This window comes from Borrelia coriaceae, assembly GCF_023035295.1.
Classification (GTDB): domain Bacteria; phylum Spirochaetota; class Spirochaetia; order Borreliales; family Borreliaceae; genus Borrelia; species Borrelia coriaceae.
This window is the reverse complement of the sequence record NZ_CP075092.1, coordinates 1-21,601: the sequence shown is the minus strand read 5'-3', so window position 1 is coordinate 21,601 and position 21,601 is coordinate 1. Positions and strand designations below refer to the sequence as shown.

The window sequence follows — 21,601 nt, the reverse complement described above, 5'->3', positions numbered from 1 at the left end:
AAATAGCTTCTAATGTAGAGAAGTATTTCCCTTAAATAACTTTATTATTTTATTTACCGATCTTTTTCTAAATTTTATCGATTATTACTGTCCACTCACTGTCGCATCTGTAGATTCATCCTCTTGTTTAACTGCAGCTAGTGCTTTACTTATTGTTTTTAAACCACTATCAACAGTATTTCTAATAGCAATTATAAGAGTGCTAAGCGTCTTGTTTACAGCACTAGATACTGCACCATTTACTGCGTGTTCAGCTTTATCTTCATTCTTAGCAGAAAATTTACCATCCTTAGCCATTGCCCTTAATGCTATTCCTGCTGCAATAACTGCATCCTTATTTACTGCATTAAGAGTTTTACTATTCTCAACCTTAGCAATGGCAATACTTGCAGCATTTTTTGCTTTCTCGATCGTTGAGTTGTTGCTATCAGCATTACCAGAAATAGCAATAGCTTTTAGTATGTCAGCACCTGTTACTGCTCCAATTGATGCACTTGCTGCAGCAGCTTCTGCATCTGTTCCATCAGTGCCTTGTTGTCCACTAAGCAACTTACCAATTGATTTTTGCTCTGTACTTGCAGTCTTAGTAGCAGTAGAATCGCCTTTGTCTTTTAATACTACTTCAACTATTTGATTAATCCCTTTAACTAGGGTATTTACACTAATTTCATTGGCCGCTACAGCAACCTCATTTTTAACAGCATTTCCTATAACACCAACACCTGTAGCACCACTAGCCGCAGTCTTAGCCCCTTCAGCAATCTTGTCTAATGTCTCAGTGATAAATTTATCAACGACTGTTCTAACTTTTTCATAATTACCATTCTTAGAAACTTCTGCTTGCAACTTTTCCTTAACAGATGTCATAGTTTTTTCAATAGCAGTAAAATATTTCCCTATATCTTCTTTCTTAGTATCAGCTTTAATACCTAAAGTATCAGTAATCATATCACCAAAAGAAGAAAAAATATCTAAGAATCCTTGCCTTAAATTAGATATAGAGAGTATAGAATCCCTTTGTTTTTGAAGTTCTTCTATTCCATTATTACAAGAAAGGAATAAAGAGATAAATAATGTTGCACAAATACTTTTTACTCTAATATTTTTAATATTTATTTTCATATATTACGTGCCTCCTTTTAAACTTATCCTTTGATTCAAGAAATCAGATAGATAATCTTTAAATAATAATCTATAAGTTAAATAAAGGCTTGCTTCTGCTTAATCACATAGAAATCAATAGCAATTTCATTGATTAGAGCAACTTAGATAACAAAAAAATAGGAATACCCATAAGGCATTCCTGCTTATCAAAACTTGTACAAAGCTTGATCCAATAAACAATAAATAGTCTAAATACTACTTATACTATTTAGATTTTTCGTTACTAGTAGAATTTTCTTTTATGCACTCACTAACATCTTTTAAACATTTATCAACCGTTCTCCTTATAGTAAATACTATCTCACTCACAGTTTTACCAACTGCTCTAGATAATACTGCATTTACTCCTTCTTGTGGAGCATGAGTAGTATTGATGGCTAATTTACCACCCCGAGCCATTGCCTTTAATGCTAAACCAGCTACTATTACTGATGCATTCTGTTTAACAGCAGCATCCTCAGCGTCATTAGAACCACTGTTATTAGCAATAGCAATATCATAAGCATCTTTTGCTAAATTAATAGTAGATGCTGGTTTTTCTTGACCATCCTTATTAGCTGCTTCAATTGCTGCCAATATATCTGCACCACTAGCTACATTTAATGCAACATTAGCTGCTTTTAATTCACTTCCAGCAAGACTACCATTAGTACCAAAAAGCTTTCCAACAGCTTTACAGTCACTACCAGTCGCTTTCCTAGCATCTCCTTTTGGAGCAACATCAGCATCCTTTGATGCTTCATAGACCATACTAATTCCTTTAACAAGATTCTTCACACTTGTTTCATCTGCTTTAACTGCATCAGCATTACTACTACCAGCATTAGCAATTTGATCATCAGCATCCTTAGTAGCTTCCTTAATTTTATTTGTTCCATTGACTATCTTTTCCAGAGTCTTAATTGCCTTAGCAATTAGGGTCTCGGCTTTATCTTTTATTAAATCGTAGCCACTACCTGATTTTATACTTTCTAATTTACTTTTAGCTGATTTAACTGCCTCACCAACCTTACCTAATTGTTCTCCAACTGATTTTTTAGTTGTAGCCGCAGTAATACCAAATGGATCTTTTAGCATATCACCAAAAGAAGCAAAAACATCTAAGAAGATTTGTCTTAAATTAGATATGGAGAGTATAGACTGATTTTGTTTTTGAAGTTCTTCTATTCCATTATTACAAGAAAGGAACAAAGAGATAAATAATGTTGCACAAATACTTTTTACTCTAATATTTTTAATATTTATTTTCATATATTACATGCCTCCCTTTCCTTTATATAAAAAGGATACATACAAAAAAAGAAACACTATTCCCATAACGAAATATGGAAAGTGTTCCCCGTAAATTACTTTCATTATTTAGTTTATTTATCTTTTTTTTTTAATCCTATTTACTTTTACTTAGTAACAACACCAGATTCTGTAGTCATAAAAGTATCATTAGAATTAATGTTCATAGCGTCTTTAACAGTCTTAAGTCCCGCATCAATTGTTTTCCTTATTGCTATAATGAGTGTGTCTAATGCTTTAGTAACTGCACTTGTTGCTGCACCTTTAACTGCCTTAATAACTTCAGCAGTAGGCCAGTACTATCATTAGCGAATTTACCACATTTTGCCATTGTTAGTGATGCTATACATTATGCTATAATATTTTTTAATTACTGGTTTAGGCACACGATTATTAAAAATAATAATAGACTATAACCTTAGCTAATTCACTAATCTATCTAAATAGAGTTTTTAACATGTCATCTCCAGTTTATTGCTCTACTTGACTTAACCTACTCTTTTGATGCTGCTTTATATGCATTAACCATATCATCTAAATTCCTCAAAATATAAGTTACTATTTATCAATTAGTACAACATTTTATAGCGTAAATACAATAAAAGAGAGCCCTAAAGCCCTCTTAAGGATATTCAATCATTGATTTTATGTCTCAGAATTGATCTTATCAAAAATTACAGAAGTAACATTAGGATTAATTTTTAATAGCATCTTTAACTGTTTTAAGTCCCTCATCTATTGTTTTTCTTATTGCTATAGTTAATGTATCTAATGCTTTAGTAACAGCATTGACTGCTATCCCTTTAACTGCAGTAGAAATATCACTACCAGTATTACCATTAGCAAACTTACCACCCTTTGCCATAGCTCTTAATGCTATAGCGCCTGCTATAGTTGCATCTTTAGGAGCAGTAACATTAGCAGTAGAAATAGCCTGTTTAGGATCAGCATTAGCTAATTTAACAGAATCAGTATTTTCAACCATAGCTTTTAATATGTCAGCACCAGTTACAGCCCCAACAGCTTTAGCAGCATCAACTGCAGCCTTTTCTGCATTAGCAGTAATATTACCTTTAGAAGCATTACCAAATAAAAGCATTGCATCATCAGTAGTACCATCTCTTTGACCACTAGCAGCTAAAGCTTTATTATTATCACCAGCATCAAGTTTACCCTCATTTTTAAGTACTATACTTACAATAGCCCTAATTCCATTTATTAAGTTTGAAACTTTACCTTCCTCACGATTACCTGCAGCATTTTGATCGGCAGCAGCTTTACCAACATTACCAAGTAGCTCACTATCATTACCAATAGCATCACTAACAGTCTTAGATCCTTGAATTATTTTATCAAGTGTATTATCAATTAGTGTTTTTACAGCAGTCTCTACTCCAACAACGTTAGGATTTTCTTGAGTCTTCATGTCCTCAACAATCTTATTAAGAGCTGTTTTAGTATTTTCTAAATTGTCTTGTACTTTTTTAAAATAAGTTGCAACATCAGATTTCTTAGCATCTGCTTTAAACCCTAATGATTCAGTCATTATATCCCCAAAAGAAGAGAAGACAGATAAGAAGTCATTACCTAAATTAGCAAGTGAGGATAAGAAAGTATTTCTCTTCTCAAGTTCTTCTATTCCATTATTACAAGAAAGGAATAGAGATATAAATAATGTTGCACAAATACTTTTTACTTTAATATTTATTTTCATATATTACGTGTACCCTTTTTCCTATCTTTAACGAAGGAGACAATATAAATAATACCTTTAGCTAAGTAAAAATTTGCTTCTAGTGAAGCATATAAAAATCAATAGTAATTTTACTGATTAAACCTATTTAGACAGCAACTTATGTAATATAAAAACAGGAATACCTATAAAGCATTCCTGATGCGTTAAAATTGTAAAATCTCAATCAAATATGACAGTTTAAACACTAAATTATACTATTTAGATTTAACTTTTACTTCACTAGTAGAATCTACTTTTATGCAATCACTAATATCTTTTAAACATTTATCAACTGTCCTTCTTATAGTAGATACTATTTCATTTACAGTTTTATCAACTACGCCTATTAATACTGAATTTACTGCTTGACCTGGAGCTTGAGTAGCCTTGGTTGCTAGTTTGCCACCCTTAGCCATAGCTTTTAATGCTAAACCTGCTGCTATTGCTGATGCATTTGTGTTAACCTCACCATCACTAATATTGGTATGACTTTTCTGAGCAATAGCAATGTCATAAGCATTTTTTGCATTTTGTATGTCGCCAGCACCATCTTTTTTATCCTTAACTGCAGCTATTGATGCTAATATATCTGCACCACTAGCTGCAATTACTGCTCTGTTGACTCCATCTAGTGCCTTAGTATTACTACCAACATTACTAGTTAGATTAAATAACTCTGCTACCTCTTTAGAGTCAGCAATTTTTTTCTTATCATTACCTTTTGGAGCAGTACCAACTCCTTTTGCTGCTTCAAGGATCAAGTTAATACCTTCAATAAGACCCTTTACACTTTTTTCTTCTGCCGGCTCTGCATTCTCAGTATCAGTAACCTTACCACCAACTGGACTATCATCAACAGTAGCATCTTTAATTTTAGTTGCTCCATCAACTATCTTTCCCAAAATATCAATTGCCTTAGTAATTAAGGTCTCAGCTTTATCTTTTATTAAATTGTAACTCTCATCTAATTTGATGCTTTCTAATTTAGTTTTAGCTGAATTAGTTGCGTCACCAATTTTACCTAATTGTTCTCCAACCCCTTTCTTAGTTGTAACTGCAGTAATACCAAATGTATCTTTTAGTAAATCACCAAAAGAAGCAAAAATATCTAAGAAACCTTGTCTTAAATTAGATATAGAGAGTATATAATCCTTTTCCTTTTGAAGTTCTTCTATTGCTCCATTATTACAAGCAAGGAATAAAGAGATAAATAATGTTGCACAAATACTTATTAATCTAATATTTTTAATATTTATTTTCATATATTATACTACCCCCTTGACACTATTCTCTAACAAAGGGGTTAGACAGAAATTAAAGGAAAACAACCTATCCTCAAACAGAAAAGTGTTTCCCTTAAACGACTTTATTATTTAGTTATGTTTATTTACTATTTATTTAGTAGAAATACCATCTTCATTAGATATAGTAGTATCATTAGGATTAATTTTCATAACATCTTGAACGGTTTTAAGTCCTGCATCTATTGTTTTTCTTATTGCTATTGTGAGTGTATTTAATACTTTAGTAACGGCACTTATTGCTGCATCTTTAACTGCAGCTGTATACTCATCATTATCAGTCGAAAAAGAACCAGAAGCAACACCAGGGAATTTACCATCTTTAGCCATAGCCCTTAACGCTATAGCACCTGCTATGGTTGCATCTTTAGCCTTAGCTTCAGCAGCTTTAGTATCAGCAGTCTTACCATTTATAACTATAGCTTTTAGAATATCAGCACCAGTTACGGCTCCAACAGCCTTAACGGCATCAGCTGCTGCCTTCTTTGCATGCCCAGAACCAGAACCAACTCCAGAACTAGCTGAAGCATCAAATAAATTTCCTGCCTCACCGTTAGTAGGAGTACTACCACCAGCACGATTGTCAAGAGCATCAGCCTTTTTCTCAGTGCCAGCATTAGGATTACCCTTTTCTCCAAGTACCAATTTTATTATATCTTTCATTCCCTCTATTAATTTATCAACATTACCTGCAGCACCACCTTTAGTCTTAGCATCAATATTAGCAATTGGTTCACTCGCATTACCAATCGCCTCACTAACAGCATTAGCACCAGCAATGATCTTAGCAAGCGTATTAGTCACTAAGTTATTTACAGCCGTCTCAGTTGCAGTAGCATTAGGATTTCCTTCTGATTTCATGTCAGCAACAAGTTGCTCAAGCTTGGTCTTTGTTTCTGTTAAGCTGTTTTCTATATTCTTAAAGTACTTACCAATCTCAGACTTTGGTGTCTTAAAATCAAAACTTAAAATACCACCAAGTGTATCCCCAAAAGAAGTGAAAACGTTTAAGAAGTCATTACCTAAATTAGCAAGTGAGGATAAGAAGTTATTTTGCTTTTTAAGTTTTTCTAATTCCTCACCAGAATTATTACAAGAAAGGAATAGAGAAATAAATAATGTTGCACAAATACTTTTTACTCTAATATTTTTAATATTTATTTTCATATATTACGTGCCTCCTTTTATCCTTTTCCTTCAACTAAAGAGGCTAAACATAAAAAAGGAAAAAACAATTCTCATACAAATATAAGTGCCACCCTTAATTACTTTATCATTTAGTATTTAATCTTTTTACTGACAATTCTTTATCTTTGTCCACCAGTTACTGAACCTGTTATCTTAGTGACATTTGTAAAAACAGATCTCAAAAAAACAGGAATACCTTATAGATATTCCTGAATATCACAACACTTATAAAAAATCAATTTTAATGAATAGTTTAAGCATCAAATTATACTATTTAGATTTTACTTCACTACTAGAATTTTCTTTTATGCAATCACTAACATTTTTTAAACATTTATCAACTGTTCTTCTTATAGTAGATACTATCTCATTTATAGTTTTCCCCACTGCACCTATTAATACTGCATTTATTTCTTCTTTTGGTGCATTAGTAGCAACAGTTGCTAATTTACCATCTTTAGCTATAGCCCTCAATGCTATTCCTGCTGCTATTACTGCTCCTTTTGTCCTAACGTCAACATGAGCATCTCCATGATTTTGAGTAGCAATAGCAATGTCAAAAGCATTTGTTGCATCTTTTATTTGACCAGCGGGCTTACTTGTACCACCCTTAGCTGCTATATCAATTGCTGCTAATATATCTGCACCACTAGCATTAGTTAATGCCATATGAGCTGCTTTTAATGCATCTGCACCACCAATACTACCATTATTACCAAACAGGTTTCCAACTTTTTTAGAGTCAGTCACTGTTTTAGTAGCATCTCCTTTTGGATCAATACCAGTTTCCCTTGCTGCTCCATAAACCATGCCAATTCCTTCAACGATACTCTTCACACTATCTGTATCTGATGGTGGGGCCGCATCCTCACCATCTTTAGTAGCATTACCAATTTTATTATCAGCACTACCAGCAGTAGCTTCTTTAATTTTACCTACTCCATTAACTATCTTATCCAAAGTCTTAATTGAATTATCAATTGAGGTCTCAACTTTGTTTTTTATAAAACCAAAATGCTCTTTTTCCTTTAAACTTTCTAGGTTACCTTTAACTAATTTAACTGCCTCACCAACATTACCCAACCGTTCTCCAACTGCTTTTTTAGTTGTAGTTGAAGTAATACTAAATGATTCTTTTAGTGAATTTCCAAAAGAAACAAAAGCATCCAAAAATATCTTTCTAGAATCTGCAATTATATCATTTAACCCTTTTCCAGCTCCCTTATCTGCTAAGCTTTCTTCTATTCCATTATTACAAGAAAGGAATAAAGAGATAAATAATGTAACACAAACACTTTTTATCTTAATATTTTTAATATTTATTTTCATATATTACGTGCCTCCTTTTAACCCATCCTTTAACTAAATAGGCCAGACACAAATAAAAAAAGGAAAACTACTCTCATATAAAAAAGTGTTTTCCTCTAATGACTTTATTTTTTTAATTATAACGTTTATTTATTTAGCAGCAGTACTAGATTCAGTACTTACAGCAGTGTCATTATCACTTATATTCATAACATCTTTAACTTTTTTAAAACCATCATCCACTGTTTTTCTTATTGCTATAGTTAAAGTATTTAATGCTTTAGTTATCGCACTTAAAGCTGCTCCTTTAACTGTAACAGTAACATCATCCCCAACGTTACCATTAGCAAACTTACCACCTTTAGCCATCGCTCTTAACGCTATAGCACCTGCTATAGTTCCATCATTAGAAGCATTAATACCAATAGAACCAGCAGCTCCAGCATATTTAGCTAATTTCATAGAATCATCATTTTTAACCATGGCTTGCAATAAATCAGAACCGGATACAGCACCAACAGCCTTCGTTACATCTGATGCTGCTTTTTTTGCATTCGAAGCAATAGCAGAATTAGCAAATAAGTTACCTGCTTCACCAGCATTATCACCTCTTGCACCAGCTCCAACAGTACCATCATCAGACTTTTTATTATCACCAGCAACAGGCTCACCTTTACCTTGAAGCACTACATCTACAATTGCTTTAATTCCCTTTACTAGGTCCGTAACATCTCCAGGTACACCTTTAGCATTTCCACTAGCAACATCAATATTACCAAGTAGTTCACCATTTTCAGTACCAATAGCCTCACTAGCAGTCTTAGCCCCAGCAATTACTGTGTCAAGTATTTTATTTAAAGTTGTTACTTCAGTCTCTACTTTACCAGCATCAAAATTATTTGCAGCTCTCATATTCTCAACCATTTTTTCAAGAGATGTCCTGGTTTTTGTCAAACTATCCCCTATACTCTTAAAATATTTAGCAACAGCAGCTTTCTTGGGATCTTTCTCAAACCCTAATGTTCCAGTCATCATATCACCAAAAGAAGTAAAAACATCTAAGAATTGTTGTCTTAAATTAGATATAGAGCGTAAAGACTGATTTTCCTTTTGAAGCTCTTCCATTCCATTATTACAAGAAAGGAATAGAGAAATAAATAATGTTGCACAAATACTTTTAACTCTAATATTTTTAATATTTATTTTCATATATTACCTGCATCCTTTCTTCCCCATCCTTTAATTAAAGAGGCTAGAAATACAAAAAGGAAAATAACTACTATATAAGAAGTATTTTCCTTAAATGACTTTATTTTTTAGTTCAATTATTTATTATTAAATCTTAGATTATTTACTTTGAGCCTCTGAAGCGCCCTTATCAGCAGTTACAGAAGGATCATGATCGCCAAGTTTCATAGCATTCTTTAACTTTTTTAAGACCTTTATCTATTGTCTTTTTTATTGCTATAGTTAAAGCATCTAATGCTTTAGTTACTGCACTTACTGCTACTCCTTTAACTGCAGCAGTAATATCAGTAGATGAATGGTTAGCGAATTTACCGCCTTTAGCTATGGCTCTTAATGCTATAGCTCCTGCTACTTCCGCATCTTGAGGATTAGCAACATTAGCAGCCGAGGTAGGACTAGTATTAGCTAAATTTGCAGTAACACCAGAACTACCTTGAGAAATGGCCTGCAAGATATCCGCTCCAGTTACTGCTCCAACAGCTTTTGCTGCATCACCCGCAACTTTCTCAGGGGTAGAAGCAATACTACCATCACTAACATTACCAAATAACTTTCCTACATCACCAGCATTAGAACCCCTTTGAGTAGTACCATTTTCAGCCTTTTTATCATCACCAGCTTTAGGATTTCCAACAAGAGTTCCTTTATCATCTTTAAGTACCACTCCTACAATATGCTTAATTCCATTGATTAAACTATCAATTTCAGTCCCAACATCGCCTTTTTTATCATTAGTAGTAGCAACATTACCAATTGGTTCAGTACCTGCATTACCAATAGCCACACTAACAGCTTTAGAGCCTTTAATTATATCATCCAATTCTGCATTTAAAGTTGTTACAGCATCATTTGTATCAGAAAAATTACGATTCTTTTCTTTTTTCATATCTTCAACAATTTTCTTAAGATATGTCTTAGTCTTCTCTACAGTTTCATGAATTTTTTCAAAGTAATCTTTAACATCAGATTTCTTGGGATCTGCCTTAAATCCTAATGTATCAGAAAACATCTCGCCAAAAGAAGTAAAGATAGATAAGAAGTCATCACCTAAAGTAACTAAAGACTTTAAGAATTTATTCTGAGGATTCTCTTCATCAACAGGTCCATTATTACAAGAAAGGAATAAAGAGATAAATAATGTTGCACAAATACTTTTTAATCTAATATTTATTTTCATATATTACGTGCCTCCTTATTTCCTATCCTCTAACTAAAGAAACTAGACAAATCTTATTATTACATTTCACTTTTTATTCTTATTCTTCTTATTTTCATAATTTATTATGCTAAATGCTCACACAACTTTTTCAATCTTAAAGCTTACAACAAAAACTATAATCGTAATCTAAAACTTGAAATTCAATTACATCTAATAATTAGTAAAGAATGGGTTTAAATCAAATAAATATACCCTTAACAATTTAATTAACATAGTTGGAATATATTTAAAAGTATACAGTACGTTTTTTCTTAATGCATATCAGTATTAACTGTATAAAATGATTTTCTACTTGCACAGGAGATTGAAATGAAAGTTATAAAAAATATTTTTTTGCCCTTCTTATTTATAATATTTGGTTGTAGTCATAATTTATTTAGTAAACCATCATCTGGCCTAATTAAGGATTATACTGAAATAATGTTTGATAATAATAAATATTTTTATATAGAAGAACTACCCATAAAGTTCAATTTAGAGCTTGAATTCTTGGATAGTAAGTCTGAAACTTCAAAAAGTTACCACCAATTATTAGGAAAACAAGTTATTTCAACAAGAAAGAGCTTTTATCAAAATAGTTCGAATAAAACTAATAAATTATCTGTTGGTAAAACTAGTATAGTAATAGATTCAGCATGTCTAAATAAATTAAATATTAAAACTATAAGAGAATTAAACGAATACTTAAAGAACAAAAACTTGAATGATTTAAATATTAGATTTGTTTTGGACTCTAATATTAGTAAATTAGCGTCAAACTCAAATAAAAGCCTTTTGAGTACACAATGCATTGTTTTTAGCTATAACGAATTAATTATTTTTAATAATAGTATTAAAAATAAGACAAGTAACATAAATTTAACTTTAAATATTGCTAATAAAAATTTGAAAAGTGATACATATAATTTATTACCCAAGGAATATGATAAATACATAGAAAGTGAAAATAAATTTGTTAATAATAAAAATAAAGGTAATCATTATTTTAAAATTAAAGGCGATATAGCAACTCTTTCAAATGCTTTAGAAGAAACTATCAAAAAAGTTAAGGAAGGAAGACTATAATAATTCACTTTTTAGAGATATTAAGATTAAAATCTTGATATGCATTATTATATCAGATTGGTGAAAAATTGAATTTTCAGAGAAAATATAGCTAAAATAATTAAATAGCAAAGCTATCCATTATTGTGGATAATAGGTCATTTCTTTACGGATATACATTAATCTCCATCAGAATAAAAGTTTATAGAGTAAAAATATTTAAAATTATATTGGTATGGGATCCCGATCCCTTTTATCACTATATCACCTAAGATGACTAACAACTTTTCAAAAACATAGATCATGTATAGAAATATTAAAATATTTTCCTAATGCATGTAAATTTTCAGTCAGCATATGCTTTTTTAAAAATAAGCAGCTTTACTTTTATGTTGAATTAATACCTAATTAATTATGTTAATAATATAATTAATTTTATTACTATTCCTTCAACTTCAATAGGAATAGTACAGAAGCTAGTAATAGCCCTATCATCAAGTGAAATTATTATTCTTCTTAACCCACATACTATAGCACCTGACATAATCATATCTTTTGATTTGCTCTTACCATAAAGTATCCCCTTCTACTATAAAAGAAAAAAAATAAATAGCAAAAGGTCCACTATCTATAAAGAATGCATAAATTACATGCCTCTTTTTATACTATCCTCTAATTAAAAGATTGGATAGTGAGAAAACTCCAAAACAAAAGCAAAACAAAAGCAAAACAAAAAACAAACACATAGCTATTGCCAATTTTCTATCTATTGACTTTATTACTGCAAAAAAATTAGTTAATACAATTTTCTAAATGCAACTATTTTCATATATGTATATGCATTTCTATCAGATAAGAAACAATATCCTTTAGTAGCAATACTTTAAAAGAGATAAGTACATAAAAAACCCCTTTCTTTTACTATATTATGTGTTGGCAAATATTTCCTAACACGAACAAAATAAGTTAATGAATTTACTTATTTTCACACATAAATATTAAAGTTAGAACATACAGCTGATATCCTAATATTTAAGACCAATTTATTTAAATAAACCCATAGCAATAAACTTATTGCCAAAGTAGTATATAAAAATATTTAAAATCAAAAAACAAACAAAGAAAAACTTTTTATTACTTCTAGATTAATTTGAATTCTTAAATAAACAATATTTTGATGATATAAATTCAGATGTCGCGTTAACAAAGGAAACAAATTCATAATCAACAGAACATGTTTTTGATATTTTTTAATAACCATAACCTTAAATGTAAAATTCTCTATTTTTTGTACTATTTATTCTCCATAAAGGACAGTCAAATCTTTTAATACCTTAATACTTAGATTATACACAGAACTCTTTTGAAACTTGAATTTGGTAATCTTTCACATCAATAGCTAATATACACCTTATCTTAACATAAATATTCGTCTATATTGTCACATAGGTGTGTTTTATTAATGCTCACTAAACACAATGAGAAACCATAATAACTATTATTATTCAATAAAAAAAGATATATTATTAAAAAAACTTCTTACTGCCGATTTTTTCGAGTCATTTTTTTTATACTCAGAATCGATTTTAAGAATTTGAATAAGCACTTCTTTGACTGGAATACCATACTACTTGCCATATCTGACTTCAAATATGCATATAAGCAATGTTTGATATGCTACTATAATTTTACATCTTACTATTAAATGGTATTATGAATGTTTATCTCTTGAGTGGTTTTAAATCCATTCACCTACAACAAAGTCACAATTTCTTTATATAACATCTAAGACATTCCTTTAAGATATGGCACACTTTCCATACTTTACAGATATGAATAAATTTGTTTCATCCATTATTATACTAAATATTGACACTTTAATTTTTGGTGTGTTTTCATTTTGAACAACATCTTTTGTCATTTTATTTGTATGTATTTAATTTTTTATATCGCATAAAAAATAGTCATATATCGAAATGATTAAGCGTATAAATAAAAAAGTAGGTTCTATTGATAATTTTAAATTAAAATTATCAATAGAACCTACTAAAGTTCACTAGATTACTATTTCCGGAGTATTAAATATATTAATACAGCCTGAAAAAAGGTTATCAAAATTAATGAGATTTTTCAAGTTGTTTATTTGCATTAATCATTTTTTAAATTTAAACTGGAATATTTTTTAAATAGTATATTCAAATAATTCCTGTCATTTGAAAAAAGTGTATCCAATACGAATGCCGTGAACTTAGAATTTTCTTTGTAAAAATTGTAACTCTCTTGGCTTTTAAGTTGAAATCTCAATGGTTTTATAGAATTTTGCTTTGATTTTCTTACTGTTTGACTTACTTTATCCTTTATTATTGCAAGTGACTCATTAATACCATTTTCAATGATATATTGCTCTGCAAGCATTCCTTCTGCTATGGCATTTGCTAATCTTAAATAAGCGTACACTTGCGTTTTAGCCATTCTATAACTTTTAATAAAACTGTCAAAATTTTTATGCCCATCAAATTTATAATATTCATTATCCTTTATTTCTTTTAAAATTCTAATATTTTCCACTTTGTAATAAATTTCTTTCCTAGCATTTTGTTTAAGTTTTTCTTTTAATTCATTATAACGAACCAAATTTTCATGTTTTAATGCAGTTGATTCTGTATTTTCATTGGTATTTAAAATTCTACTATTTAGAATAACATTTTTCATTTTTTCTCCTTTTATAGTGCGTTAAACGCACTGTTTAGTCTTTGATTCAGAAAGTTATTTAAAGATCTTTCATAATCTTTTATATAGTCTTTGGTTAAGTCAAAAATATCATTTTTTGATATCCTTTTATTTAAGTCTTCTCTTTCGTGAATAAAACCTAAAAATCCTTTTTTAGACTGTATGTATTCTAATAATTCTTTTTGTGTGTTATTTTTCTTAAATCTAGTAATAAGAATAAAAATTTTAAGTTTTATTCTTAATTCTTTCATATAAAATTCCACCAGTTCTAAACTTTCAACTGACCATTTTTCTGCTGTCATAGGTACTATTATGTGATTACTGCATATTAAAGCATTAGCTAGTGTGGCATCTAGACTAGGATTAGTATCCAATATTATATAGTCATATTTTTTTTGTAAAAAAAATAAACACTCCTTTAGTCTTAATTCTTTTAAAGGAATAGATTCTCGTATAAATTTGTGTAGATGAATATAACTGGGAATAAAGTCAAGATTATCTTTCATGTTCACTATTGAATTGTTGATATCTAATGTTTCATTTAAAACTTTATATATATTTGTATTTACTATGTTAATATTTTTTTTTAATAGTTTATCATGATAATAACTAGTAGTTGATGCTTGAGTGTCAATATCTATTAACAAAACTTTATATTTTTTTGATAATAGAGTTGCAAATATGATAGCACTCGTACTTTTTCCAACCCCGCCTTTAATTGATGCTATAGTGATTATTTCTGGTTTTTTTCTATCCATTTAGTTATGATCCCTCCATCTGGTAACTGCTTTTCATAAAATTTGTATACTTCATGTTCTAAGTTAACGATTCTTTTCAATAAACTTTGAACATAAGTTTTGTTAAATTTTTCTTTCTTGACTAAAGCATGGATTGCTTTTATATAACAGAAAATGCTGCCTTTTTTAAATCTAAATTCTATATAATAAGGTTTATATATCGTTGCTGTTTCATTAGATTGTTTTTCATCATCTTTATATCTGATTAAAATTGTGTTTTTGATTCTTTTAAATCCGTAAAACATGCCTAGAAATTTGTCACTATTATCTTTAACTTTAAATAAGTGAAATGTATTTTTATTGTTGTTGTCAAACAATCCTCTTAAAGAGATAAAGAATTTACCTTTTTCTCTTTGGCTATTTCCAAAAGTAAAAAGATCGTTAAACACTTTTGTATGATATAACGTTCTAGTATTTATTTTTTCTATCTTGGAGAAAGAATTTTTTATTCTTTCTTTTGGACTAATTTCTAATTTTTTTTTTCTTAATTTGTGTAGCGAGTTTTCCATTTATGATCCTTAAAATTTGTTTTTTACTTTTTAGTTTTTAGTTTTTTGTGGTATTATTTTTTATCTCTAAGCTTTTTAACCATTTTTCTACTTTTGACATGTTGTTTTCGTATTCCTTTTTATTTGCATTTTCTTTTATTTTATCTAAGTATCTCATTGTTTTCCATTTGGATATCTTTTTTATTAAAGAATTTGTTTTGTTTATTGTTTCATTTTCTTTTATTTCATTTTTTGCATATTTATTATAATTAATATTAATAGTTATATTATGACTAACATTTTTAGTTACATTTTTAGATTTAAATATTTTAGCCTTTACATTGTTAAAATATTTAAATCTTGTTTCTTTTGTGAATATAAATATTTTATTTACATCGTGTTCTATAATTTTTTCTTTGGCTTTAAGTACTTTTTTTAAGTTTGTAATACTATACTTAGTTATTGTATATCTTATGTATGAACCATTTCCTTCACCTAATCTTAATAAAGTTTTTTTAATAATGTCTTTGTTACATAGAAAGGTTAAATCTTTTCTTAAAGTTCTTAGTGTAATTTTTTTGAGACCGTCTTTAGATAAAAAAATGTTTAATGCATTTAAAATAGTTGTTTGATTGTATTTAATTGCATTATTTTGGAAATATCTAATTATTGATAATATTTTGTAATATCTGTTATGATATTCTTTTAATGGCTTTGTATAGGTTTTAGTTTTAAAGTCTGTATTTAACATATTAAGCTCCTTAGAAATAGATATTATGTTCATCATACATAATTTTTGTGTAAAAGTAAATATCCATTTTTTTGTATAGAGACTTCTTTTTAAGGAGTTTAATATGCTGAACTTAACACATCAGTAAGCATTTATATTTTGTATTTCGATTTCTCTATAACCATTCATTGATAGAAAGTATACAAATTATTTTGAGATTGAATTTTGTTAAATTTTGATATATTTCTTTATTAGCTTTAGTATTTTATCGTCAAAATAAAATACTAAAGTACTTTTTATTTTTTTGTCTTGTTTTTTTACGTATTAACAAGGTTAGCTGAAGATATTAAAACTAAATTTAGTTGAGATGTAGCATATATTTATATGTAAAATCAAATTTAAGCATTTATCATTTTATGTAAAATATTGTTCCTAAAGAGCTATCTATAGGTAAAATAGATGTTTTTTTATAAATTTGGTAACCTTCTTAGCATACCTCTTGTTTTTATTTGCAAATACTTAGATCGTCTCTACATTTGTTATATTATTTTTATTAACTTTCTATTTTACAATGATGCATTTATATATACAAATTTTAATTTCTTATTTCTAGTTGATTTCAAGTGTACTTTTTAGTAATCTTTACCATTTTTATAATTAGTTTAACTTATATTTGCTTATAACTACTACTTTTTTTAAATTCACCTCTCTTAAATGCCCTTTCTTGACTTGCAAGCCTTAATTATGAGAGGTGAATTTATCCTTTGTTTACTGCTGACAACTGCTTACTACTGTATTTGAAAAATTATTAAATGCAGTAGTCTTTAGCGTATTGTCTTGGTCTGCTTGTATGAAATAGTCTTTTATGCGAGTTTTAAGATTGTTTTTACCATCTTCATTTCCATTACACTTGTTAAGTTCAGTATGTATATGATCTAGTATAGAATTTAACTTTGCATCATTTATAGATTTTATCGTTCCATTATCATTTAGTTCAAACAAGTGCCGTAGTATTTTCACTCTAATCTGATTGTCCGTTTCCTGTGGAAAGGCATTTATTAAGAGATTAAAAGCCTGTGTTTTGTTATTATCATTTTTTAGTTGCATTCTTATTACTCTTTCGTATATCTCTCTTCCTAATAAACTAATTACATACTTATTTATGTTAAGTAATTCTGCTTTGAGAGCTTGGAATCTTTCTTCATTGGTGTTGCTTGTTCTAGTTATATCGTATAGGACAATTATAAAAAATAGTTTTATACGTCCAGTAAGTGTATTTAGGTTATTACATTCATTTGTATCGTGGCAAGCTAAAGCGTTATTTATAAATTGAGTAATGGTCAAATTATTTAATTGTGAGTGTGTTTTATCTTTTAAAAAGTTATAGACTAGAGTAAAAACATTAGCTAATTCTTTTTGTTTTTGTACGTTTATTGAGCCTAGCCAATTTAAAAGGTTTTGACTTTTTTGTAATTCATCATCTGGCAATCGTTTTAATTCTATCACTTTATTAAATGCATTTATAAGAACATCAAGTTTTTGCTTTTCATCAGCAGTTAAAGTAACAGGTTTTATTTCGTTTTGTTCATGAGGCTTATTAGACGTGTCATTAATTGTATCCGAATTGCAACAGTAAAATAGTATTGTACTGTAAAATACTAATAATTTGGTAAATATTTGCATAATATTCCCCTTATTTAATTTTTATATATAATCTAAGTTATTATAGATTATTATTTTATAGTCAGTCTATATTATTGATGATTACGCATTGTTTTTGCAAAGTTTATTTTTTTGTTATAAAGTTTATGTTAACTTATTGGTTAACTTGTGTTAAAGAATATGAGTAGATTTAAGAAATCATTTGATGATTATATTGTGTATTTTAAAGAAGGAAAGCTTAATGATGCTAATATTGCAAAGGAAATGGACGTCTCAAAAGCAAATGTAAGTAAAATGAGACACAAATGGAAAGGAGTTAAAGATAATGCTGAATATGTTAACAATAATAAACTTACTTATTCATGAAGATACTCTGACTAATATCTTACTTCATGCATCCCAAAGTAATGCGCAAGCCCGTGATCTAAAGAGTCAGTTTAGTATGGCTCGTAGCCTTCTAGGAATAGAATTTATAAATTCATTTAGTAGATATGTAGAGTTAGAACTTAAAACTCATGATGATCAAATAGATAAAATAGAGTCTAAGATTATAAGTCTTTCTAAAGAGTGTGAACATTCACAAGAAGAAAATAGTAATGAAGACTTAAGACTTCAATTATCACAACTGAAAAAAGAAAGAGAAGTTAAGAAAATGCAGTTGTATTATGAGATGCTGCAAAAGCTAAAAGCAACAGATGTAGAATCACGTTTTTTGATTCTGCATATTCGTTCTCTTAGAGTGCATTTTAGTAAAATGAAGTTCCTATAATACATAAAATATTATATAATAATTAAATAAGGAGGTTTATATGCAAGAGTCATCATTACATGCTGTTAGTAGTCCACAAGTTTTTAATGGATATGTGACTGAGGATATGATCTATCAAGAATTTGTGAAGATGGGCATGCAAGATTATGTAGCAAATGATCTCTCTAAAAGATATTATCGTAATGAATTGACGTATAAAGATATTGAATATTTAGATAGTAATTTTAACCTGAAGTTAGAGATGTTGGAACGTAGCTTAAAATCAGAGATTGTATCAGTAAGAATTGAATTAGATAATAAGATAGATAATGTAGAGAGTAATTTAAATGTAAAGATAGGGAATGTGAGGAGTGAATTAAAGTCAGATATAAAAGATCTAGATAATAAGATAGATACTAAGTTTAGTGAACTAGATAATAAGATAGATCTTAACAAAATGGAGTTAGATAATAAGATAGACAAGACAGCATCAGAGTTTAGGAGCACATTGCGAGTGCACAATTGGATGTTAGGAACAATTATTACTATATGTTTAGGAATTTTATTGACACTAATCTTTAAATAAGTCACTATTTTAAAATAAGTAAATGTAAATTAAGTGTCTTTTCTTCCTTTTTTGAATCCATATTATAAATAACAATTTTATGTCAAAATCAATATTTTTTTGTTGAAGATGTATTAGATTAAGTTTTAATGGTATTTTGAATTTTACTAATTAATTTGGGTTTTGGTTAGTATTGGGAAATTGGTTTTAAGATATTTAATATTTACTTTTTTAAGAAAAAGCACTAATGTAAAATTATGTTTTCTTTTTTATATTAGTGCTTTTTTGATAATTTTATGTTTATTTAAGTTTTAATTAATTTTTAATTTTATTAAATTCAGCTTTTAATATATCTATAATAATTGTATTAAGTCCATTTAATACTTTATTAACAGCATTAACTGCAGCTTGTCTAACATTTGTAGTATATTCATTATTATTGTTGTTTTTACAATTAGCAAATTTACCGTTTTTACTCATAGCTTTTAGTGCAACTGCGGCAGCTAAGTCAGCCTTACTTTTTGCTCCAGCACCTTTATCGTATGAACTTTTACCAGTAGTTAATCTTCCAGCGTTATTATCTTTATTACTACAACCTTGACTAATATCGTGAGTGTTACTTACTGTTGTAGAATTTATTATTGTTTTGAGCATTTCCTGTGCGTTGGCTTTAGATACGATTTGATTTAGTGCAGAACTAGATTTTAAATCTACAGCATTTGTTCCGCTATTAAGAGCGGCTGGGGCATATTGTGAACTATGAGCGGGAACTTCTTCATTGTTGTTTTGTTCAATATTTATATTAGGTATTTTTGCTATTTCACCTATTTCTTTAATTCCATCTATGATGTATTGGACGCTTTTTTTGTCGGAAGGGATAGAAGCTTTGTTGTCTGTGTTATTGATTTCTACAATATTAAAGTTTGAGTTGGTAGCATTAGCTAGTTTTTCTATGGCGTTTGTTATTTTGTCAATAGTTTTAATTATACTGTTATTTTCATTAGTTTTTTCTTTTAATGTATTTTTAATAATTGTTAATACGTCTTTTATGTTATTAAAGTATGTACTTATTTCATTTCTTTTGCTGTCATGTTTGAATTCAACCTTTCTAAATTTGTTTAAAATGTTAGAGATATCGTTTTCAGATAGGTTATTGATATCTATGTTTTGAACGGCTTGTTGTATTTGATTTTTCATTTCCTGAGTTATAGCAACAGTGGAACCATCTTGGTTAGAGATAGCATCAGCAACGAGGTTACAGCTAGCCAACATAGACATTATAGCAAGGACACTCAAAGGTTTTTTAAAATTTTTCATTATAATTTCCTCTCCTTAAATTATATGAATTGAAATATAGTTCATATTTTTTAAAAAAGGGTTATATTGGCTAAGATTTTTGATCAAAATTGTTGAAGGAGGTGAATATATACTAATGAGCGTTATTCCAAGATGACTGATAAGTTATGAGAATAATAGCGAATAGTATAAAAGTGTTTAGTACAATAGTGTGATAAGGCAAAATATTTTTGCAGTGATTTTTAGATCTTTTAAAGAGTAGTAATTGTTTTATATATTTCAATCTTAACAATTTATTATTATTTATAATAATAAATTGTTAAGATTGAAATATATAAATGTACTACATTTTAAATATAAATTAGTACGAATTTTGTATTCGATTATATATAACTTTAATTAGTATATTTTGGTATAAATTTTAGTTAAAAAATATTAAGATTTGTACTGTCATATATCTTAATTAAAAGTAAATAATAAAACTTTTTGTGAAAGAAATCAGTAAAATTTTAAAGTATATTAAAGATTTTTATGTGTATTTTTTTGCAATGTATGTTGTAGAAATATTATTAATCCTAATTTAGGAATTGATAAAAGAATATTATGAAAGTTGGAAATTATTATTTGATTTGTCTATATCTTATAAAGAATGTTATCTGTTGTAAAGTTAGGGATAGAAAATTTTGTTATTGAGTTTTATACTATTTGATATTAAGAAGTAATTTTATTAGGCTTTATTGTGCATTAGCCTGTAGTGGATTTGCATATCTTTGACACGTATTAATTTTCTTTTGAAATAGCTGTACTTGTCGCGTTTGTAATATTCTTCTTCGGATATAGCGAAGATATTAACTAAAGGAATTAAGAATAATAGAATTTTTAACATTGTTTAACCTTTAATAAAATGATACTTTAATTAAGGAAGAAAGGCAAGTGTATGAAGACAACTATTAATTTTTTACTGTCAACTATTGAGTTTTTTTGAACAACTTTTAAGTGTTGCGAAAGAGGGTAGATCAACTATTTCATTTTTAGTATGAACTATTGAGTTATTGTATACAACTATTTAGTTTTAATGCTCAACTATT

The 21,601-nt window shown here is 28.6% G+C and carries 19 protein-coding genes and 2 pseudogenes; 4 read left to right on the top strand and 17 right to left on the bottom strand.

All coding sequences use genetic code 11. The features are described 5' to 3' along the window. Positions 1–84: 84 nt before the first annotated feature. From bcCo53_RS07470 to bcCo53_RS07430, 9 genes and pseudogenes are all read right to left on the bottom strand, one after another. Positions 85–1,122 (bottom strand): variable large family protein, encoded by a 1,038-nt coding sequence (locus bcCo53_RS07470; RefSeq protein WP_028328310.1) that lies wholly within the window; start codon positions 1,120–1,122, stop codon positions 85–87. 246 nt (positions 1,123–1,368) lie between these two features. Beyond that, positions 1,369–2,415 carry a variable large family protein gene (locus bcCo53_RS07465; RefSeq protein ID WP_343298928.1) on the bottom strand — a complete coding sequence of 349 codons (1,047 nt, stop codon included), beginning with the start codon at positions 2,413–2,415 and terminating at the stop codon, positions 1,369–1,371. Between the two features lie 146 nt (positions 2,416–2,561). Next, positions 2,562–2,800, bottom strand: a pseudogene (locus bcCo53_RS07460) (variable large family protein); the annotation flags it as partial. Positions 2,801–3,148: 348 nt separating this feature from the next. Next, positions 3,149–4,162: a variable large family protein gene (locus tag bcCo53_RS07455; RefSeq protein ID WP_343298929.1), complete on the bottom strand. Its 1,014-nt coding sequence runs from the start codon at positions 4,160–4,162 to the stop codon at positions 3,149–3,151. A 242-nt stretch (positions 4,163–4,404) separates the two neighbouring features. Further along, the gene (locus bcCo53_RS07450; RefSeq protein ID WP_025408798.1) at positions 4,405–5,451 is read right to left on the bottom strand and encodes a variable large family protein; all 1,047 of its coding nucleotides are present in this window, start codon (positions 5,449–5,451) and stop codon (positions 4,405–4,407) included. 132 nt (positions 5,452–5,583) lie between these two features. Then, positions 5,584–6,657, bottom strand: a complete 1,074-nt coding sequence (locus bcCo53_RS07445; protein ID WP_025408799.1) for a variable large family protein — start codon at positions 6,655–6,657, stop codon at positions 5,584–5,586. 291 nt (positions 6,658–6,948) lie between these two features. Beyond that, complete coding sequence (locus bcCo53_RS07440; protein WP_025408800.1) at positions 6,949–8,007, bottom strand: variable large family protein; 1,059 nt, start codon at positions 8,005–8,007, stop codon at positions 6,949–6,951. A 129-nt stretch (positions 8,008–8,136) separates the two neighbouring features. Further along, complete coding sequence (locus bcCo53_RS07435) at positions 8,137–9,195, bottom strand: variable large family protein (RefSeq protein ID WP_028328209.1); 1,059 nt, start codon at positions 9,193–9,195, stop codon at positions 8,137–8,139. A 138-nt stretch (positions 9,196–9,333) separates the two neighbouring features. Continuing rightward, positions 9,334–10,411: pseudogene (locus bcCo53_RS07430) on the bottom strand (variable large family protein). A gap of 351 nt (positions 10,412–10,762) precedes the next feature. Here bcCo53_RS07430 and bcCo53_RS07425 point away from each other — a divergent pair. Beyond that, on the top strand, positions 10,763–11,518 hold the full coding sequence (locus bcCo53_RS07425; protein ID WP_025408801.1) for a hypothetical protein: 756 nt from the start codon (positions 10,763–10,765) through the stop codon (positions 11,516–11,518). Between the two features lie 391 nt (positions 11,519–11,909). Here the strand turns inward: bcCo53_RS07425 and bcCo53_RS08785 are convergent, their stop codons facing one another. From bcCo53_RS08785 to bcCo53_RS07400, 6 genes are all read right to left on the bottom strand, one after another. Next, positions 11,910–12,041 (bottom strand): hypothetical protein, encoded by a 132-nt coding sequence (locus tag bcCo53_RS08785; protein WP_277813763.1) that lies wholly within the window; start codon positions 12,039–12,041, stop codon positions 11,910–11,912. 1,604 nt (positions 12,042–13,645) lie between these two features. Continuing rightward, positions 13,646–14,209, bottom strand: coding sequence for a chromosome replication/partitioning protein (locus bcCo53_RS07420; protein ID WP_028328210.1), 564 nt, complete (start codon positions 14,207–14,209; stop codon positions 13,646–13,648). An 11-nt stretch (positions 14,210–14,220) separates the two neighbouring features. Continuing rightward, on the bottom strand, positions 14,221–14,985 hold the full coding sequence (locus bcCo53_RS07415; protein WP_025408802.1) for a ParA family protein: 765 nt from the start codon (positions 14,983–14,985) through the stop codon (positions 14,221–14,223). Then, on the bottom strand, positions 14,961–15,533 hold the full coding sequence (locus tag bcCo53_RS07410) for a DUF226 domain-containing protein (protein WP_028328211.1): 573 nt from the start codon (positions 15,531–15,533) through the stop codon (positions 14,961–14,963). The genes bcCo53_RS07415 and bcCo53_RS07410 overlap by 25 nt, the downstream gene beginning before the upstream one ends. Before the next feature lie 37 nt (positions 15,534–15,570). Beyond that, complete coding sequence (locus bcCo53_RS07405) at positions 15,571–16,263, bottom strand: plasmid maintenance protein (protein ID WP_025408804.1); 693 nt, start codon at positions 16,261–16,263, stop codon at positions 15,571–15,573. 747 nt (positions 16,264–17,010) lie between these two features. Next, positions 17,011–17,925: an Mlp family lipoprotein gene (locus bcCo53_RS07400; RefSeq protein ID WP_025408805.1), complete on the bottom strand. Its 915-nt coding sequence runs from the start codon at positions 17,923–17,925 to the stop codon at positions 17,011–17,013. 159 nt (positions 17,926–18,084) lie between these two features. Between bcCo53_RS07400 and bcCo53_RS08780 the strand changes: the two genes are divergently transcribed. Genes bcCo53_RS08780 through bdr form a run of 3 tightly spaced genes read left to right on the top strand, consistent with a single transcriptional unit; the run spans position 18,085 to position 19,238 of the window. Beyond that, positions 18,085–18,270 (top strand): DUF603 domain-containing protein, encoded by a 186-nt coding sequence (locus tag bcCo53_RS08780; protein ID WP_051428606.1) that lies wholly within the window; start codon positions 18,085–18,087, stop codon positions 18,268–18,270. Then, positions 18,230–18,673, top strand: coding sequence for a DUF603 domain-containing protein (locus tag bcCo53_RS07395; RefSeq protein ID WP_277813764.1), 444 nt, complete (start codon positions 18,230–18,232; stop codon positions 18,671–18,673). Before bcCo53_RS08780 ends, bcCo53_RS07395 begins: the two co-directional genes overlap by 41 nt. Positions 18,674–18,713: 40 nt before the next feature. Next, positions 18,714–19,238 (top strand): Bdr family repetitive protein, encoded by a 525-nt coding sequence (gene bdr, locus bcCo53_RS07390; protein ID WP_081725088.1) that lies wholly within the window; start codon positions 18,714–18,716, stop codon positions 19,236–19,238. 294 nt (positions 19,239–19,532) lie between these two features. Here the strand turns inward: bdr and bcCo53_RS07385 are convergent, their stop codons facing one another. Both bcCo53_RS07385 and bcCo53_RS07380 read right to left on the bottom strand, forming a co-directional pair. After that, positions 19,533–20,534 (bottom strand): variable large family protein, encoded by a 1,002-nt coding sequence (locus bcCo53_RS07385; protein WP_025408806.1) that lies wholly within the window; start codon positions 20,532–20,534, stop codon positions 19,533–19,535. A gap of 706 nt (positions 20,535–21,240) precedes the next feature. Then, positions 21,241–21,399 carry a hypothetical protein gene (locus tag bcCo53_RS07380; protein ID WP_246938461.1) on the bottom strand — a complete coding sequence of 53 codons (159 nt, stop codon included), beginning with the start codon at positions 21,397–21,399 and terminating at the stop codon, positions 21,241–21,243. Positions 21,400–21,601 lie beyond the last annotated feature (202 nt).

Coding starts and splice junctions, on each gene's coding strand:
- bdr (WP_081725088.1), top strand. CDS start 18,714: ATGCAAGAGTCATCATTACATGCTGTTAGTAGTCCACAAGTTTTTAAT.
- bcCo53_RS07420 (WP_028328210.1), bottom strand. CDS start 14,209: ATGAAAAATGTTATTCTAAATAGTAGAATTTTAAATACCAATGAAAAT.
- bcCo53_RS07385 (WP_025408806.1), bottom strand. CDS start 20,534: ATGAAAAATTTTAAAAAACCTTTGAGTGTCCTTGCTATAATGTCTATG.
- bcCo53_RS07445 (WP_025408799.1), bottom strand. CDS start 6,657: ATGAAAATAAATATTAAAAATATTAGAGTAAAAAGTATTTGTGCAACA.
- bcCo53_RS08785 (WP_277813763.1), bottom strand. CDS start 12,041: ATGTCAGGTGCTATAGTATGTGGGTTAAGAAGAATAATAATTTCACTT.
- bcCo53_RS07450 (WP_025408798.1), bottom strand. CDS start 5,451: ATGAAAATAAATATTAAAAATATTAGATTAATAAGTATTTGTGCAACA.
- bcCo53_RS07440 (WP_025408800.1), bottom strand. CDS start 8,007: ATGAAAATAAATATTAAAAATATTAAGATAAAAAGTGTTTGTGTTACA.
- bcCo53_RS07405 (WP_025408804.1), bottom strand. CDS start 16,263: ATGTTAAATACAGACTTTAAAACTAAAACCTATACAAAGCCATTAAAA.
- bcCo53_RS07470 (WP_028328310.1), bottom strand. CDS start 1,122: ATGAAAATAAATATTAAAAATATTAGAGTAAAAAGTATTTGTGCAACA.
- bcCo53_RS07395 (WP_277813764.1), top strand. CDS start 18,230: ATGCTGAATATGTTAACAATAATAAACTTACTTATTCATGAAGATACT.
- bcCo53_RS07425 (WP_025408801.1), top strand. CDS start 10,763: ATGAAAGTTATAAAAAATATTTTTTTGCCCTTCTTATTTATAATATTT.
- bcCo53_RS07380 (WP_246938461.1), bottom strand. CDS start 21,399: ATGTTAAAAATTCTATTATTCTTAATTCCTTTAGTTAATATCTTCGCT.
- bcCo53_RS07410 (WP_028328211.1), bottom strand. CDS start 15,533: ATGGAAAACTCGCTACACAAATTAAGAAAAAAAAAATTAGAAATTAGT.
- bcCo53_RS07400 (WP_025408805.1), bottom strand. CDS start 17,925: ATGCAAATATTTACCAAATTATTAGTATTTTACAGTACAATACTATTT.
- bcCo53_RS07415 (WP_025408802.1), bottom strand. CDS start 14,985: ATGGATAGAAAAAAACCAGAAATAATCACTATAGCATCAATTAAAGGC.
- bcCo53_RS08780 (WP_051428606.1), top strand. CDS start 18,085: ATGAGTAGATTTAAGAAATCATTTGATGATTATATTGTGTATTTTAAA.
- bcCo53_RS07435 (WP_028328209.1), bottom strand. CDS start 9,195: ATGAAAATAAATATTAAAAATATTAGAGTTAAAAGTATTTGTGCAACA.
- bcCo53_RS07465 (WP_343298928.1), bottom strand. CDS start 2,415: ATGAAAATAAATATTAAAAATATTAGAGTAAAAAGTATTTGTGCAACA.